14 protein-coding genes are annotated in these 16,325 nt (G+C 73.7%); 11 read left to right on the plus strand and 3 right to left on the minus strand.

Annotated elements, in window-relative coordinates; all coding sequences use genetic code 11:
• Positions 1 to 5: 5 nt before the first annotated feature.
• A complete protein-coding gene (hutI, locus tag ACFQQJ_RS01130) occupies positions 6 to 1,151 on the plus strand; it encodes an imidazolonepropionase (RefSeq protein WP_377103944.1) in 1,146 nt (381 codons plus the stop codon).
• A 30-nt stretch (positions 1,152 to 1,181) separates the two neighbouring features.
• On the opposite strand, the gene gcvT is transcribed toward hutI, so the two are convergent.
• A complete protein-coding gene (gene gcvT, locus ACFQQJ_RS01135; protein WP_377103214.1) occupies positions 1,182 to 2,276 on the minus strand; it encodes a glycine cleavage system aminomethyltransferase GcvT in 1,095 nt (364 codons plus the stop codon).
• 30 nt (positions 2,277 to 2,306) lie between these two features.
• Complete coding sequence (locus ACFQQJ_RS01140) at positions 2,307 to 3,431, minus strand: iron-containing alcohol dehydrogenase (protein ID WP_377103215.1); 1,125 nt, start codon at positions 3,429 to 3,431, stop codon at positions 2,307 to 2,309.
• 168 nt (positions 3,432 to 3,599) lie between these two features.
• Here ACFQQJ_RS01140 and ACFQQJ_RS01145 point away from each other — a divergent pair, with 168 nt between their 5' ends.
• Complete coding sequence (locus tag ACFQQJ_RS01145) at positions 3,600 to 5,096, plus strand: leucyl aminopeptidase (protein ID WP_377103216.1); 1,497 nt, start codon at positions 3,600 to 3,602, stop codon at positions 5,094 to 5,096.
• Between the two features lie 2 nt (positions 5,097 to 5,098).
• A complete protein-coding gene (locus ACFQQJ_RS01150; RefSeq protein ID WP_377103217.1) occupies positions 5,099 to 6,646 on the plus strand; it encodes an FAD-dependent oxidoreductase in 1,548 nt (515 codons plus the stop codon).
• Between the two features lie 25 nt (positions 6,647 to 6,671).
• Here the strand turns inward: ACFQQJ_RS01150 and ACFQQJ_RS01155 are convergent, their stop codons facing one another.
• Entirely contained in the window at positions 6,672 to 7,004 is a 333-nt protein-coding gene (locus tag ACFQQJ_RS01155) for a hypothetical protein (protein ID WP_377103218.1), read from the minus strand.
• 66 nt (positions 7,005 to 7,070) lie between these two features.
• Here ACFQQJ_RS01155 and sucB point away from each other — a divergent pair, with 66 nt between their 5' ends.
• The 8 genes from sucB to ACFQQJ_RS01195 all read left to right on the plus strand — a co-directional run bounded on the left by sucB (position 7,071) and on the right by ACFQQJ_RS01195 (position 16,321).
• Positions 7,071 to 8,915: a 2-oxoglutarate dehydrogenase, E2 component, dihydrolipoamide succinyltransferase gene (gene sucB / locus ACFQQJ_RS01160; protein WP_377103220.1), complete on the plus strand. Its 1,845-nt coding sequence runs from the start codon at positions 7,071 to 7,073 to the stop codon at positions 8,913 to 8,915.
• Positions 8,912 to 9,694: a lipoyl(octanoyl) transferase LipB gene (gene lipB, locus ACFQQJ_RS01165; protein ID WP_377103222.1), complete on the plus strand. Its 783-nt coding sequence runs from the start codon at positions 8,912 to 8,914 to the stop codon at positions 9,692 to 9,694. Before sucB ends, lipB begins: the two co-directional genes overlap by 4 nt.
• Before the next feature lie 230 nt (positions 9,695 to 9,924).
• Positions 9,925 to 10,431 carry a VCBS repeat-containing protein gene (locus tag ACFQQJ_RS01170; protein ID WP_377103224.1) on the plus strand — a complete coding sequence of 169 codons (507 nt, stop codon included), beginning with the start codon at positions 9,925 to 9,927 and terminating at the stop codon, positions 10,429 to 10,431.
• 158 nt (positions 10,432 to 10,589) lie between these two features.
• The gene (locus ACFQQJ_RS01175) at positions 10,590 to 11,291 is read left to right on the plus strand and encodes a hypothetical protein (RefSeq protein ID WP_377103226.1); all 702 of its coding nucleotides are present in this window, start codon (positions 10,590 to 10,592) and stop codon (positions 11,289 to 11,291) included.
• A gap of 26 nt (positions 11,292 to 11,317) precedes the next feature.
• Positions 11,318 to 12,703, plus strand: coding sequence for an FG-GAP repeat domain-containing protein (locus ACFQQJ_RS01180; protein WP_377103228.1), 1,386 nt, complete (start codon positions 11,318 to 11,320; stop codon positions 12,701 to 12,703).
• A gap of 99 nt (positions 12,704 to 12,802) precedes the next feature.
• On the plus strand, positions 12,803 to 13,738 hold the full coding sequence (gene lipA, locus ACFQQJ_RS01185; protein ID WP_377103230.1) for a lipoyl synthase: 936 nt from the start codon (positions 12,803 to 12,805) through the stop codon (positions 13,736 to 13,738).
• A 15-nt stretch (positions 13,739 to 13,753) separates the two neighbouring features.
• Positions 13,754 to 14,515, plus strand: a complete 762-nt coding sequence (locus ACFQQJ_RS01190) for a DUF4191 domain-containing protein (protein WP_377103232.1) — start codon at positions 13,754 to 13,756, stop codon at positions 14,513 to 14,515.
• 3 nt (positions 14,516 to 14,518) lie between these two features.
• Positions 14,519 to 16,321 carry an ABC-F family ATP-binding cassette domain-containing protein gene (locus ACFQQJ_RS01195; RefSeq protein ID WP_377103946.1) on the plus strand — a complete coding sequence of 601 codons (1,803 nt, stop codon included), beginning with the start codon at positions 14,519 to 14,521 and terminating at the stop codon, positions 16,319 to 16,321.
• Positions 16,322 to 16,325 lie beyond the last annotated feature (4 nt).

A 16,325-nucleotide genomic window follows, 5' to 3' on the forward strand; every position in this document is an offset into this window, starting at 1 on the left:
GCGTCGTGGAGAAGGCGCCGGAGAGCCTGGTCGTCACCGGCATCGGCGAACTGGTCACCTGGGAGGCCGAGCGTCCCGTGCGGCACGACGCCGCCCTGGTCGTGCAGGACGGGCGGGTTGCCTGGGTGGGCGACACCGCGGACGCGCCCGCGGCCGACCACGCGCTGGACGCGGGCGGCGCCACCGTGGTGCCGGGCTTCGTCGACTCCCACACCCACCTCGTGTTCGCCGGCGACCGGGCGGAGGAGTTCGCCGCGCGGATGGCCGGCCGGCCGTACGAGGCAGGCGGGATCCGGACGACCGTCGCGGCGACGCGGGCGGCCGCAGAGGACGACCTCGACCGCCTCGCCCGCGCCCGGCTCGCCGAGCTGCGCGCGCAGGGCACGACCACCGTGGAGATCAAGAGCGGCTACGGCCTCGACACCGCCACGGAGGAGCGGCTGCTCCGCGTCGCGCACCGGCTCACCCAGGAGACGACCTTCCTCGGCGCGCACGTCGTCCCTTCCGGGCAGGACGCCGACGCCTACGTCGACCTCGTCACGGGCGAGATGCTCGCCCGCTGCGCACCGCACGCGAAGTGGGTGGACGTGTTCTGCGAGCGGGGGGCGTTCGACGCGGACCAGGCGAGGACCGTGCTCGCCGCCGGCATGGCGGCCGGCCTCCAGCCGCGGGTGCACGCCAACCAGCTCGGCCACGGGCCCGGCGTCCAGCTGGCCTGCGAGCTGGGCGCGGCCGCCGCCGACCACTGCACCTACCTCAGCGACGCCGACGTGGGCGCCCTCGCCGGGACCGGCGTGGTGGCCGGGCTGCTGCCCGGTGTCGAGTTCTCCACCCGTCACCCCTACCCGGACGCCCGCCGCCTGCTGGACGCCGGCGTGCGGATCGCCCTGGCCACCGACTGCAACCCGGGCACCTCCTACACGTCGTCGATCCCGTTCTGCATCGCGCTCGCCGTGCGCGAGATGGGGCTCACCCCGACGGAGGCGCTCCGTGCCGCCACCGAGGGCGGGGCCGCGTCCCTGCGTCGCACCGATGTCGGGCACCTGCGCGTCGGCGCCCGCGCGGACCTCGTCCTGCTGGACGCGCCCAGCCACGTCCACCTGGCCTACCGGCCGGGCGTCCCGCTGGTGACCCGGGTGCTGGCCTCCTGAGCCACCCCTCACCCGGGGCGGGCCGACGGGTCAGGACTCGCGGACGCCGGGAGTGACGAACGGCGGCTTGACGACCTCGAACGGCTCCAGGCGGTCGCGGACCACCACGTCGACGGTGTGGCCGACGGCCACCGAGCGGTCGAGGAGCGCCAGCGCGATGCCCGTGCCCAGGGTGGGCGAGAACGTGCCCGAGGTGACCTCGCCGACGTCCGCGCCGCCGGCCTGCACGCGCATGTGCGGACGCGGGATGCCGCGCCCCAGGGCCTTCAGGCCGCGTAGCAGCGGGCCGGACTTCGCCTCCCGCTGTGCGCGCAGCGCGTCCGCGCCCCAGAAGGACGGCTTGGCCCAGCCGACGGCCCAGCCGAGGTTGGCCATCACCGGCGAGATCTCCGGGCTCAGGTCGTGGCCGTGGAGCGGGTAGCCCATCTCGGTGCGCAGGGTGTCCCGGGCCCCGAGCCCGCAGGGCAGGATGTCGTACTCGGCGCCGGCGGCGAGGACCGCGTCCCACAGCGGCGCTGCGGCCTCGGCGGGGACGACCAGCTCGTAGCCCCGCTCACCGGTGTAGCCGGTGCGGCAGACGATCAGCCCGCTTCCGCCCCACGTGCCGCTGGCGAAGCTCATGTAGTCCTGGCCGACCGGCAGCCCGAGCGCCGACAGCACCTCGTCGGAGCTGGTGCCCTGGACGGCGATGACCGCGTGCGCGGTGTGCTCGTTGACCACCTCGACGCCGGCCGGGGCCGCCTCGGACAGCAGGCGCACCACCGTGGTGGTGTTGGCGGCGTTGGGGATCAGGAACACCTCCTCCGGCGAGATCAGGTAGGCGATCAGGTCGTCCACCACTCCCCCGTCCGCCGCGCACAGCAGGTTGTACTGCGCCTGCCCGGGGCCGATGCGGTCGAGGTCGTTGGTCAGGCAGGCGTTGACGAACGCCGCCGCCCCCGCCCCACGGACCCGGGCCTTGCCGAGGTGGCTGACGTCGAAGACGCCGACGGCGGACCGCACCGCGCGGTGCTCGGCGACGACACCGGAGTACTGCAGTGGCATCAGCCAGCCGCCGAACTCGGAGAACTTTGCGCCGAGGGCGACGTGCCGGTCGTGCAGGGGCGAGGTGAGCGGTTCGGTCATCGGTGGCCCTTCCTGTCGGGGTCAGCCTAGCTAGAGCGACCGGCGCAGGATCTCGGCGAGGTCGTCCGCGGTCACGGCGACCGGGTTGCCCTTCGTGCTGGACGCGGAGGCCGCCGCTGCGGCCACCGGCGCGATCGCGTCCTCGGTGAGGCCGAGGGCGGCCAGCCCGGGGACGCCGAGCTCCGCGGTGCTCTCGTTCCACCAGTCCAGGAGGGCTGTCGGGTCGTCGCGGCCGGTGAGGAGGGCGGCGACCTCCGCGTAGCGCGCGACGACCGCGTCCGTGCCGTGGGCGAGGTTGAACTCGCAGACCTCCACCATCACGCTCGCCGTGAGGGCGCCGTGCGGCGCGCCCAGGTGGCCGCCGAGCGGCCCGGCGAGCCCGTGGGCCGCGCCCAGCTTGCCGTTGGCCAGCGCCAGCCCGGACAGCAGCGAGCACAGGGCGACGTCGGTCCGCGCGCCCAGGTCGGTGCCGTCGTCGTAGGCCCGCCGCAGCCCGGATCCGGCGCGCCGGATGCCCTCGCGGCAGAACCCGTCGGTGAGCGGGTTCGCGAACGGGGAGACGAACGGCTCGATGCACTGCACGAGGGCGTCGAGCCCGGCGTGGGCGGTGACCGACGGCGGGCACTCCAGGGTCAGCGCCGGGTCGACGATGGCCACCCGGGCCAGCATGGACGGCGAGCGGAGGCTGACCTTCACGCGGTGCTCGGTCGAGGTCACCACCCCGTTCGCCGTGACCTCCGAGCCGGTGCCGGCGGTGGTGGGGACGGCGACGAACGGCAGGCACGGGGCCGCGAGCGGCCGGCCCTCGCCGATGACCTCCGCGTAGTCGAGGGGGTCACCGCCGTTGGTCACCAGCGCCGCGACGATCTTGGCCGCGTCGAGCACGGCCCCGCCCCCGATGCCGACCACGACGTCCGCCCCGTGCTCGCGCGCGGCCTGTGCCCCGGCCCGCACGACCTCCATCGTCGGCTCCCCGCTCACGGGGAAGGTGGCCGCGCCGGGGAGCGTGTCGATCAGGCGCTCGTGGCGGGACGGGTCGGAGCCGGTGCACACGAAGGGACGGGAGCCCAGGGCCGCCACGGCGGCGGCGAGCTCGGAGCTGCGTCCGGCGCCGAAACGGATGCTGGCGGCGGTGGCGAAGGTGAAGGAGGTCACGGGTGCAGTCTGCCCCACCGCGGACCGCGGCGCGGGCCTCCGCGCGGTCGCCCGGCCGTCCGCGGAGGCGCCGTCCGGCTTCGGGACCGGTTCTGGAACATCCCTGCCGGAGTCGGGACTAGCCTTAGGAGTCGCAGCAGACCTGGCGATGTGCAGAGAGGACCTTTCGTGCCGACCACCGATGTTCCCCCGATCACCTTGTCAGCGAGCGTTCCCCGGCAGCTGGACGCGCTCGTGGTCGGACTCGCGGAGGCGAGTGACGCAGAGATCCTGATCGGCCTCCCCGAGGACGTGGCGAAGAGCCTGTCGAAGACCACCGGGCTGGAGCCGATCGCGCTCGCCCGCCGCTTCGGCGCGTCGGCGAAGCCCGGCAGGACCGCCCTGCTCGCCGGTCCCGCCGGCCTGCGCGTCGTGGTCGTGGGGGTCGGCCCCATCGACGTCACGCCCGAACAGGTCCGCCGCGCCGTGGGTGCCGCCGTCCGCCTCGTGGCCGGGCTGCCCGCGTCCGCACCGCAGGTGGTCGCGATCAGCCTGGAGACCGCGGAGCCGCAGGTCATCAAGGGCGCAGCGGAGGGCGCCCTGCTCGGCGCGTACTCCTACCGTCCGGCCACCGGCGAGGCCGCGGGCATCAGCCAGCTCGTGCTGGTGAGCCCCAGCCGCAAGCCCGAGGCCCGGCAGGCGCTCGACCTTGCCGCGACCACGGCGAAGGCCGTGAACACCGCCCGCGACTGGGTGAACACCCCCGCCAACCTGCTCTACCCGGAGAGCTTCGCCGACGACGCGCGCCAACTGGCCCGTGGGGCGAAGATCGGCATCGAGCTGTGGGACGACAAGGCGCTGGAGCGAGACGGCTTCGGCGGCATCCTCGCCGTCGGCGGCGGCTCGCACCGCAAGCCCCGGCTGCTGAAGCTCTCCTACGCCCCGCGCGGCGCCCGCTTCCACCTCGCCCTGATCGGCAAGGGCATCACCTTCGACGCGGGCGGGCTCGACCTGAAGACCGCCGACGGCATGTACACCATGAAGTGCGACATGGCCGGCGCCGCCGCCATCCTCGCCGCGGTCACCGCGATCGCCGAGCTGGGGCTGCGGATCCGGGTGACCGCCTGGGCTGCCATGGCGGAGAACATGCCCTCCGGGACGGCCTTCCGGCCCTCGGACGTGCTCACGATGTACGGCGGGAAGACCGTCGAGAACGGCAACTCCGACGCCGAGGGCCGCCTGGTGATGGCGGACGCGCTCGCGAAGGCCTCGGAGGAGAAGCCCGACCTGGTGCTCGACGTCGCGACGCTCACCGGGGCGTGCATGGTGGCGCTCGGCGAGCGGGTCGCCGGCCTGATGGCCCGCGACGACCAGACCGCCGACCTGGTGCTGGACGCGGCGGAGGCCGCCGGCGAGCAGTTCTGGCAGCTCCCCATCCCCGAGGACGCGCGGCCCAAGCTCGAGTCCAAGGTGGCCGACCTGAAGTCGACCGGGGACAAGTACGGCGGCGCGCTCACGGCCGCGGCGTTCCTGTCCGAGTTCGTCCCCACGGACATCCCGTGGGGCCACCTCGACATCGCCGGGCCGGCGTTCAACTCCGGCGCAGCCTACGACTACACCCCCTCCGGCGGGACGGGCGCCGCGGTGCGCACCCTGATCGCGCTGGCCCACGCCCTGGCCAACTGACGATGTCCGACTACGACCTCCTCGTGGTGGGCGCCGGCGCCGCCGGACTGCTCGCCGCCGTCGCCGCGCGCCGCCTCGGCGATCGCGTGCTGGTGGTGGACTCCGGCGCCCTCGCCGGCGGCAACACCGCCAGCTCCGACGGCCGGATGTGGCTGCCGGGCAACCCCCTGGCCGCCCGGGCCGGCGGCCCGGACACCGTCGAGGAGGCGAGCAGTTACCTCGAGGCGCTCCTGGGTCCGGCCGCAACCCCGTCGTCGGCGCAGCGGCGGGCGGCGTACGTCCGCACGGCCGGGAAGGTGGCGCGCTGGCTGACGTCGTCCAACATCGCCCTCGGCGTGGTCAAGGGCGCACCGGACGAGCGGACCGACCTGCCCGGCTCGCGCACCACGGGGCGGGTGCTCGCAGCCCAGCCGATGGACCGCCGCGTGCTGGGCGAGTGGGACGCCGCGCTGCGCCAGGCAGACGCGCCCGGCCCGCTCGCCCGCTTCCTCCCGCTCCGGCGCACCACCTCCACTCCCGGCGAGGCCCTGGTCGCCCACCTCCTGCACCGCGCGACCGCGAACGGCGTCGACCTCTGGCTGGAGTCGCCCGTGGTCGACCTGCTGGCCGGCCCGGACGGCGTCACCGGGGCGGTCGTGCGCCACGACGATGTGGTCACCCCGGTGACCGCCACCCGCGTGCTGCTGGCCGCCGGCGGCTTCGAGCACAACCAGGGCCTGCGGGAGGAGTACCTGCCGCTGCCGACCGACGCGGCGTGGTCGCTGTCGGGCGGCGCCAACCACGGCGACCTGCTGAACCTCGCCGTCGTGCACGGGGCGGCGACCGGCGGGCTGGACGACGCGTGGTGGGTGCCCGTGATGGTGGCCGAGGGCAGGGCGTGGTCGCTGGACGAGGTCCGCGGGCGTCCGCACTGCGTCATCGTCGACACCGCGGGCGACCGCTTCTTCGACGAGACGCTGCCGGCCAACACCGCCGGCCGGACGCTCTACGAGCGCAGCAGGGGGGTGCGGGCCGTGCCGTCCTTCCTCGTGCTCGACAACCGCCACCGCCAGTCGGTCGAGCTCGGCCCGTGGCCCGCGGGCAGCACGCCCCGCAAGGCCCTGGACGCCGGCGAGATCGTCCGCGCGAGCACCCTCAACGACCTCGCGCAGGCCCTCGGGGTCGACCGGGCCGGCCTGCTGGGCACGGTGGTGCGCTTCAACGGCTTCGCCGCCAAGGGCAAGGACCTGGACTTCTCGCGCGGGGAGTCGGCCTCCGCCGTGGCCGCGGGCGAACGCGGGAAGCGCCGCAACGCCAGCCTGGGCAAGCTCGACAAGTCGCCGTTCTGGGCGGTCAAGGTGTACCCCGGCGACGCCGGGACCAAGGGCGGCCTCCTCATCGACGCGGACGCGCGCGTGCTGCGTCCGGACGGCACGCCGCTGGCGGGGCTGTACGCCTGCGGCGGGTCCGCTGCGTCCCTGTTCCACGGGGTCTCCCCCGCGCCGGGCGCCGCGCTCGGGTCGGCGCTGGTCGAGGCGTTCCTCGCCGCGACCCACCGTCCCCTCGACTGAGGCGCGAGCGCCCTGCGGGTGGAGGTCAGCCGGCCGAGCGTCGGCGCGCGTTGTAGTCGCGCATGCGCTGCGGGTAGCCCACCACGCCCGCGTCGTAGGCCGGGAGGCCGTGCCGGGCCGCGAAGTGGCGCGCCCACTCGACGCTGGCGACGCTGCGCCGCGTCCATTCGCCGTCGAAGGCGATCAGCAGGAGGGTTGCGCGGGTCATCGTCGTGGGTAGTTCGATGAATGCCTCGACCCCACGGCGGGTGGCGACGAAGTCCTCGAGATGGGCGACGGTCGCGGGCTCCATGGCGGCCTCGCGACCACCGCCGGCGGCCCGCCCGCGCTTTCTTGAGAACCAGCCCACGGCGCCCATTATGGCTGGCGCAAACCGGGCTAGTCTGAAAACCTGCACTGACCAGATCTCGAAGGAGCTCACGACATGTCCACTCCCGTCCCGCTGCCGGCACTCGGGGAAAGCGTCACTGAGGGCACCATCTCCCGCTGGCTGAAGCAGGTCGGGGACCGGGTCGAGGTGGACGAGGCGCTGGTCGAGGTCTCCACGGACAAGGTCGACACCGAGATCCCGGCGCCCGTCGCGGGCGTCGTCCTGGAGATCCTGGTGCCGGAGGACGGTGTCGCCGCCGTCGGCGCGGTGCTCGCGACGATCGGCGAGCCCGGCGAGGCCGCGGGCGAGGCGCCGGCGGCGCCGCAGCCGGAGCCCACGGCGCAGACCGCCGCCGCCGAGTCGCTCGAGACAGACCAGGAGGAGGAGTCCGCGGAGGCGACCCCCGAGCCCCCCGCGCCCGCACCGCAGGCCCCCGCAGAGCAGGCCCCCGCGCAGCCGCAGGCGGCCTCCCCCGCCCCCGCCGGGGCTGGGTCCGACAGCACCGAGGTGCTGCTGCCCCAGCTGGGTGAGTCCGTCACCGAGGGCACCATCTCGCGCTGGCTGAAGCAGGTCGGCGACCAGGTCGAGGCCGACGAACCGCTGGTCGAGGTGTCCACCGACAAGGTCGACACCGAGATCCCCGCCCCCGCCTCCGGCGTGCTGCTCGAGATCCGGGTGGCCGAGGACGCCGTGGCCGCGGTCGGCTCCGTCCTCGCCGTCATCGGCTCCGGGGCCGCGGCGGCCCCCGCGGAGCCCGCGCCGGCTCCGGCCGCCCCCGCTCCTGCCGCCCCCGCTCCCGCCGCCCCTGCCGCGTCGGCCCCCGCTCCCGCCGCCGAGGCTCCCGCCCGCGCGGCCGCGCCGGCCGTCCCTGCCGCCGCACCGGCAGCCCCGGTGCCGGCACGCCGCGCCGCGGAGGAGGCTCCCGAGGCGGGGTACGTGACACCGCTGGTCCGCAAGATGGCCGAGTCGGCAGGCGTCGACCTCGCCTCCATCACCGGCACCGGCGTGGGCGGACGCATCCGCAAGCAGGACGTCCTGGCCGCGGCCGAGGCCAAGAAGGCCGCGGACGAGGCGGCACGGAAGGCCGCGGAGGAGGCCGCCCGCGCGGCCGCTTCCCCCGCCCCGCAGGCCACCCAGCCCGCGCCGGCGGCGCCGTCCAGCCCCGCCCCGAGTGGCGACGGCACCGGCAAGCGTGGCACGACGGAGAAGATGACCCGCATCCGCGCCACGATCGCCAAGCGCATGGTCGAGTCGCTGCAGGTGTCGGCCCAGCTCACGGCGACCGTCGAGGTCGACCTCACGGCCATCTCCAAGCTCCGCGCGAAGGAGAAGGACGCCTTCCGGGCACGCGAGGGCGTCGGACTGTCGTACCTGCCCTTCATCGCGAAGGCCGCCGTCGAGGCGCTGAAGCAGTTCCCGAAGGTGAACGCCACCATCGACACCGAGGCCGGCACCATCACCTACGCCGACGCCGAGCACCTGGGGGTCGCCGTCGACACCGAGAAGGGCCTGATGGTCCCGGTGATCAAGGACGCCGGCGACCTGTCGGTCACCGGGCTGGCCAAGAAGATCGGCGACCTCGCGTCCCGCAGCCGCTCGAACAAGGTCACCCCGGACGAGCTCTCGGGCGGCACGTTCACGATCACCAACTACGGCTCGGCCGGCACCCTGTTCGACACCCCGATCATCAACCAGCCGCAGGTGGCCATCCTCGGCACGGGCGCGCTGGTGAAGCGCCCCATGGTGGTGAAGGACCCGAACCTGGGCGAGATCATCGCGGTGCGCGACATGATGTACCTCTCGATGAGCTACGACCACCGACTGGTGGACGGCGCGGACGCTGCCCGTTTCCTCAGCTTCGTGAAGGCGCGGCTCGAGGAGGGCGACTTCGACCTGTGACGGTCCCTCCCGCAGGCTCGCGCGAGCAGGTCGCCGACCCCCGTCCGGTCGAGTTCCGCTACCTCGGCCTGGCCGAGGGCGTCCTGAGCGACTACCACGAGGCCTGGGCCCTGCAGCGTGAGGTGCACGCCCGGGTCGCGTCCGGTGAGCTCGGGCCGCAGGTGCTGTACGTCGAGCACCCGCCGGTCTACACCGCGGGACGGCGCACCGAGCCGCACGAGCGCCCGTTCGACGGCACGCCGGTGGTGGACGTGGACCGCGGCGGCAAGATCACCTACCACGGCCCCGGGCAGCTGGTCGGCTACCCGATCGTGTTCCTGCCCCGGGCCGTCGGGGTGGTCGACTACGTGCGCCGGGTCGAGGAGGCCCTGATCCGCCTGCTCGCCGGCTACGGCGTGGCCACCGGACGCGTCCCGGGTCGCACCGGCGTGTGGCTCGCCGCCGACGGCGACCGTCCGGAGCGCAAGATCGCCGCGATCGGCATCCGCGTGTCACGGCAGACGACCATGCACGGCTTCGCGCTGAACGTGGCGTCCGACCTCGCCGACTTCGGACGGATCGTCCCGTGCGGCATCACCGACGCCGGCGTGACGTCCCTGGAAGCCGAGCTCGGCCGCCCGGCGCCGTCCCTGCTCGAGGTCGGCCGCGACCTGGAGCCGCACCTGCGCGAACTGCTCGCCTTCCAGCCCTTCGAGCAGTCACCGGACCTGCACCCCGGCGTCGCAGCCCCCGAGGAGCTCCCCGACGCTCCCACCATCACCTACGGCCTCACCGGCTGACGCCCGCCACCCACCCCGCGGCCGCCCGGCCCTCCCCTCCCGTTCCTGCTGCCGAAGGGGGCGCGAGCGGGGGAAGGCGGGCGCGAGCGGGGGCGGCAGGGGCGCGGGGCGACGTACGAACCTTGTACGAACTCTCGTCCACGACGTGCCTCCCGCGATGGCGCGTGGCAGCGTGAAGAGCATCCCCACAGCCCTTCGCGCGTGTGGGACGTGTCCCCAGGAGGCCATCGATGAGGTTCCCGCTCATGCTCGTCGCGGCGACCGCGGCAATCGCGCTCGCCGTGCCCGGTCCGCTGCCGGCAGTGGCGCGCCCGCTCACCGCGCCGTCGGCCCCCGCGGCTCCCGCGGCGGAACCGGACTTCGACGGCGACGGCACAGTGGACCTCGCCGTGTCGGTGATCCCGGACGAGCAGATGACCGCCCTGCGCGTCCACTACGGTTCGGGCGCGACGGTCACCGTCAGCGCGCCCCAGCTCACCGGAGATGCCGAGGGCCAGGTGCGGCGCGGGCTGGTCGCCCACGACCTGGACGCAGACGGCTACACCGACCTCGCGGTCGGGGCGGCCTTCGGCACCACGCAGCTGGTCTACCTGCTGTTCGGGTCCGCGTCCGGGCTGGACTTCTCCGCACCGGTCGCCGTGCCGGCACCCACCCAGGTCGACGACAAGGGGGTGTTCGGTGAGTCGCTCGCCGTCCTGGACGCACCGGTGCGGCGTCTCGCGGTCGGGATCGGCTAGGCTACGGCGACTTCACCGGTGGCGTCGCGGTCTATGACCTCGACGCGGACGGCGTCCCGTCCGGCGCACCGACGCTGGTCACCCCGTCCTCGGTCGGGATCAGCGACTCCTCGTCCTACTTCGGCCAGAGCGTCGCGGCGACGGGAAGCCTGCTGTTCGTGGGGGCGCCCGTCGCCGACGTCGGCACGGTCCTCAACGCCGGGGCGGTCGCCGTGATCACGATGGGCCCGGACGGTGTCCACAGCAGCAGGATCCTGTCCCAGGCCACGGCGGGCGTCGCCGGGGTTCCCGCGCGCGGGGACGCATTCGGCTACAGCCTCGCCGCGTCCGAGGGCTACCTCGCGGTGGGAGCTCCCGGCGATGCGGTCGGACCGGCACGGGCCACCGGCTCGGTCGCCGTCTTCCGGATCAGCGGGACCACGGTCACCCCGCGCGCGCGCATCTCCCAGTCCTCCTCCGGGGTCCCCGGCATCGCGGAGAAGCACGACCGTTTCGGCCACGCCGTCGCCCTCGGCACCGTGTGCACCGGCGTCACCGGCGTGGTCGTCGGCGGACCGGGCGAGGCCATCGGCACGTCCGTCCTCGCAGGAGCGGCCTGGGTCGTCCCGCTGTCACAGAGCCGGACCTGCACGGCCCGCCAGCTGTACGCGGGCCACGGCCTGCCCGGCAGGCCCGCCTACGGCATGTTCCTCGGCTCGTCGGTCGGCGTCGCCAGGGACGCCGGGACCAGTCGGGACACCGTGGTGATCGGCGGTGCAGGGGACTACCACAAGAGCGGCCGCCTGATCACCTGGTCGACGCGCACCCACACGACGCTGGCCTCGCGCTCCGAATCCGTCCTGGCCCTCGCCGGACGCTGACACCGAACACAGCGACGAAGGAAGCCATGACCCGCACAAGGACCCTGATCACCGCCCTGATCGCCGGGCTGTGCCTCGCGTGCACGCCGTCCGCGCCCCCGGCCACGTCGGCGCCACAGGTCGCGCCGGCGAGTACCTCCACGCCGGACTTCGACCGCGACGGCCTCGTCGACTACGCGTTCGTCCACGCCGTCGGCGACGGTTTCCCCGAGGTGGTCGTGCGCTACGGGAGCGGGAGCTCGCTCACGCTGTCGACCCAGCTGACGATCGGCAAGCCCTCCGGGTACACCGACAACCCCGTCGCCCGCGACCTGAACGCCGACGGGTACACCGACCTGCTGTTCACCGCCCGCGGCTCGGCGGACGGGTTGTTCGACGAGCAGCAACTGGGCGTCGTGTTCGGGTCGGCATCCGGGCTCGACCTCACCACGCTGCACCTGCAGGCCGTGCCCGCCGTCGACACGAGCCACCGCGTCTTCTCGCTGGCCGTCGTGACCGGCCCGGCGCCCCGGGTCGCTCTCGGGGCGACCACGACCCTGGACAGCGGCACGTCCGGAGTGGTGGTCGTCTACGCGCTGAGCCCGGCCGGGCTCCCCTTCGGCGCCGCCAGCGTGCTGCGTCCCGGCTCTGCCCGGCTCCCCAGGCTCACCGACCGCGGGTCGTTCGGGGCGGCGTTGGCGGTCTCGGGCAGCCAGCTGTTCGTCGGTGCTCCCTACGCCAAGGTGGGCTCGGCGAGCTACGCCGGCGCCGTGACCGAGATCGTCTTCGGCAGCTCGGGCGTGAGCTCGGCGAAGCTCATCACCCAGAGCACGAAGGGCGTCACCGGAGCGGCGGGCAAGCTCGACCGGTTCGGCGACAGTCTCGCCGCCCGGGACGGCTACCTGGCGGTCGGCGCTCCGGGTGACACCGTCGGGGGCATCGCCAGGACCGGCTCGGTGCAGCTGTTCAGCGTCCGGTCGGCCTCGGTCACACCGGTCAAACGGCTCTGGCAGGGCACGACCGGCGTGCCCGGCAAGGCCGAGCGGTACGACTACTTCGGCTCGTCGGTCGAGATCGGCCAGGCCTGCACCGGCGTCCCGGCGGTGGTCGTGGGCGGGCTCGGCGAGTCCGTCGCCAACGGCCACGAGAACGACGGCTCGGTCTGGGTGATCCCGGTGAAGATCACCAGCGCGTGCCCGGCCCGCCAGCTGTGGGAGGGTCACGGCATCGGCGTGAAGCCCGCCGACTCGCGTGCGCTCGGCAGTTCCGTCGCGGTGATCCACCAGGGGGGCGAGCCGGCCGACCGGATCCTGATGGGGGGCTGGGGCTCCTTCAGCGAGGGCCCGAACGGCGTGATGGCCAGCTGGTCGGCGACGACACTTTCGCAGCTGCACTACGAGAACGACCTCATCTACGGCTTCGCCGGACGCTGACCGGCACGACCCGTCGTGGCGCGGGGTCCGGGTTCCGTCCGCAGCGAACGGCCGGGACCCGGCGGAGGCGGTCCGGACAACGCCGGTTAGGATTGCCCGGTGACCGACACCCAGCCCCGCCGGCTGCTCCGCCTCGAGGTGCGCAACGCGCAGACCCCGATCGAGCGCAAGCCACCGTGGATCAAGACCACCGCCACCATGGGGCCGGACTACCGTGAGCTGCAACAGCTGGTGAAGGACGAGGGCCTGCACACCGTCTGCCAGGAGGCCGGCTGCCCGAACATCTTCGAGTGCTGGCAGGACCGCGAGGCGACCTTCCTGATCGGCGGCGACTCCTGCACCCGGCGCTGTGACTTCTGCCAGATCGAGTCCCGCAAGCCGTCCGGCTACGACACGGCCGAGCCCCTGCGCGTGGCCGAGTCGGTGCGGACGATGGGCCTGAGGTACGCCACCGTCACCGGCGTCTGCCGTGACGACCTGGAGGACGAGGGCGCCTGGCTGTACTCCGAGACCATCCGCCAGATCCACGCGCTGAACCCCGGCGTGGGCGTGGAGATGCTCGCCCCCGACTTCTCCGGACGCCGGGAGCTGCTCCAGCAGCTGTTCGACACCCGTCCGGAGGTGTTCGCGCACAACGTCGAGACCGTGCCGCGCATCTTCAAGCAGATCCGTCCCGGGTTCCGGTACGAGAAGTCCCTCCAGGTGCTGACCTGGGCCCGCGAGGAGGGCCTGGTCACCAAGTCGAACCTCATCCTCGGCATGGGCGAGACGCGCGAGGAGGTCAGCCAGGCGATGCGCGACCTGTTCGAGGCCGGCACCGAACTGCTGACGATCACCCAGTACCTGCGCCCGTCGGTGCGGCACCACCCGATCGACCGTTGGGTGACCCCGGAGGAGTTCGACGAGTTCGCCGCCGAGGCCACCGGAATTGGCTTTGTGGGCGTCCTGAGCGGACCATTGGTACGTTCTTCCTACCGAGCCGGCCGGTTGTACCGGCAGGCGATGGCGGCCCGCGCACGGCAGCCGCAGAACTAGACCCGGAGCACCGAGATGGCGAGCGAGAAGGCCAAGGAACTGGCCGCCAAGCAGAAGGCCGAAGTGAAGGCCGCCAAGCTGGCGAAGAAGAACTCCACCAACCCCGCGGACTGGCCGTGGTACCGCCAGATCTGGCAGACCTACAAGGTGACCGCCGAGGTCGACAAGCAGCTCAACCTGCTGCTCGCCGGGTCCTTCCTCGGCGTCGTCGCGCTGTCGGTCGTGGTCGGCATCTTCCTGCCGCCGTGGTGGATGTGGCTGCTCATCGGCGTGATGGGCGGCCTCACCGCCGCCCTGTGGGTGATGCTCGACCGCGCGAAGAAGGCCACCTTCACCCGGTACGCCGGACAGCCGGGCTCCGCCGAGGTCGCCTTGTCGATGCTGGACAAGAAGAAGTGGTTCTACACCCCGGTGATCACCGCCACCCGCCAGCTGGACGTCGTGCACCGCGCGGTCGGCCCCGGCGGCATCGTGCTCATCGGCGAGGGCGCGGCGAGCCGCGTGAAGCCGCTGCTGGCCAGCGAGACCAAGAAGCACGAGCAGGTCGCCTACGGCGTCGTGGTGACCACGATCGTGATGGGCGACGGCGAGGGGCAGGTGCCGCTGGCGAAGCTCGCCGACACGATCAAGAAGCTGCCGCGCAAGCTCGAGGCCAGCCAGGTCAACGACCTGAAGGCCCGCCTGCGGGCGCTGGACGCGGTGCGGCCGAAGGTGCCGATCCCGCGCGGGCCCCTGCCCACCATGAAGGGCGTCAACCGCGCGATGCGCGGGCGCTGATCGCTGACCTTGGCCAACCTGGTCAACGCCGAGAAGGTCTCCCTCGCCTTCGGCACTCGGATTCTCCTGGACGAGGTGAGCCTCGGCCTCGACGCCGGCGACGTCGTCGGTGTCGTGGGACGCAACGGCGACGGCAAGACCACCCTGCTGGAGGTGCTGGTCGGCGAGCGCGAGCCCGACTCGGGCCAGGTCGTCCGCAACCGTTCCGCGTCGATCGGCCACCTGGGCCAGGTGGAGGACTTCGCCGAGTCGGCGACCGTCCGTGACGTCGTGGTGGGCGGGCGCGCCGACCACGTGTGGGCCGCGGACGCCGCGAAGCGCGCGGTGGTCACCCACCTGCTCGGCACCGTCGACCTCGCCCGGAACGTGGCGGAGCTCAGCGGCGGCGAGCGGCGGCGGGTCAGCCTCGCCGCTGTGCTGCTCGCCGGCCACGACCTGCTGGTGCTGGACGAGCCGACCAACCATCTCGACGTGGAAGCCGTCGCCTGGCTGGCGTCCCACCTGAACCTGCTGCAGTCCGCCGGCACCGCGATGCTCGTGGTCAGCCACGACCGCTGGTTCCTGGACGCCGTCTGCACCCGGGTGTGGGAGGTCCACGACGCCCGGGTCGACGCCTACGACGGCGGGTACGCGGCCTACGTGCTGGCCCGCGCCGAGCGTGTCCGGCAGGCGGCGGCGAACGAGTCGCGACGGCAGAACCTGCTGCGCAAGGAGCTCGCCTGGCTGCGCCGGGGCCCGCCAGCGCGCACCAGCAAGCCCAAGTTCCGGATCGACGCGGCCAACGCGCTGATCCGCGACGAGCCGCCCGCCCGTGACAGCCTCCGGCTGCGCGAGTTCGCCACCGCGCGGCTCGGCAAGGACGTGTTCGACCTGCACGAGGTGGGCTACTCCCTGCCCGACGGACGCACGCTGCTGGACCGGCTCGACTGGTCGATCGGGCCGGGCGACCGCATCGGCATCGTCGGGGTGAACGGGTCGGGCAAGACCACGCTGTTGCGCCTGCTGGAGGGCGAGGTGACGCCGCAGCACGGCCGGGTGAAACAGGGACGGACGCTGCGCCTGGGGCACCTCTCCCAGGACGTGACCCAGCTCGACGACTCCGAGCAGGTGCTGGAGTCGGTGCAGCGCCTCCAGCGCCAGGTGCGCCTGGCCACCGGCCGGGACTCCTCCGCGTCCAGCCTTCTGGAGGACTTCGGGTTCTCCGGGCAGCGGCTGGTGACCCGCATCGGCGAGCTGTCCGGCGGCGAGCGGCGGCGGCTCCAGTTCCTGCGGCTGCTGCTGAGCGAGCCCAACGTCCTGCTGCTCGACGAGCCCACCAACGACCTCGACATCGACACCCTGACGGTCATCGAGGACTACCTCGACGACTGGCCCGGCACACTCGTGGTCGTCTCCCACGACCGCTGGTTCCTCGAGCGGACCTGCGACGTGCAGTACGCCCTTCTCGGCGACGGCAGCTGCGTGATGCTGCCCGGAGGCGTGGAGGAGTACCTCGAGCGGCGCCGCACCGCCGCTGCCGCAGGGGCGCGGGCGCCGCGTCCCACGCCGTCCGGCGGGGACGGCCCGCCCCGTGGCGGGGCCGGGGACGCCGCCCGGCTGCGGCAGGCGCGCAAAGACCTCGCGCGCGTGGAGTCGCAGCTGGCCAGGGTGGGCACCCGGATCGCAGAGCTGCACGACCTGCTCGCCCGGCACGCCAGCGACTACGAGCGGCTGGTGGCCCTCGGCGCGGACCTGGACGCGGAGCTCGCCCGCCAGGACGACCTGGAGGCCCAGTGGCTGGAACTGGCGGAGCAGGTCGGCGAGTAGCGCC

Source organism: Propionicimonas sp. T2.31MG-18, assembly GCF_964266745.1.
Classification (GTDB): domain Bacteria; phylum Actinomycetota; class Actinomycetes; order Propionibacteriales; family Propionibacteriaceae; genus Propionicimonas.

What these genes read in the sequence shown, in the direction of transcription:
- ACFQQJ_RS01155 (WP_377103218.1), bottom strand. Translation starts at nt 7,004, where the DNA reads ATGGGCGCCGTGGGCTGGTTCTCAAGAAAGCGCGGGCGGGCCGCCGGC.
- sucB (WP_377103220.1), top strand. Translation starts at nt 7,071, where the DNA reads ATGTCCACTCCCGTCCCGCTGCCGGCACTCGGGGAAAGCGTCACTGAG.
- ACFQQJ_RS01170 (WP_377103224.1), top strand. Translation starts at nt 9,925, where the DNA reads ATGAGGTTCCCGCTCATGCTCGTCGCGGCGACCGCGGCAATCGCGCTC.
- gcvT (WP_377103214.1), bottom strand. Translation starts at nt 2,276, where the DNA reads ATGACCGAACCGCTCACCTCGCCCCTGCACGACCGGCACGTCGCCCTC.
- ACFQQJ_RS01190 (WP_377103232.1), top strand. Translation starts at nt 13,754, where the DNA reads ATGGCGAGCGAGAAGGCCAAGGAACTGGCCGCCAAGCAGAAGGCCGAA.
- ACFQQJ_RS01150 (WP_377103217.1), top strand. Translation starts at nt 5,099, where the DNA reads ATGTCCGACTACGACCTCCTCGTGGTGGGCGCCGGCGCCGCCGGACTG.
- ACFQQJ_RS01180 (WP_377103228.1), top strand. Translation starts at nt 11,318, where the DNA reads ATGACCCGCACAAGGACCCTGATCACCGCCCTGATCGCCGGGCTGTGC.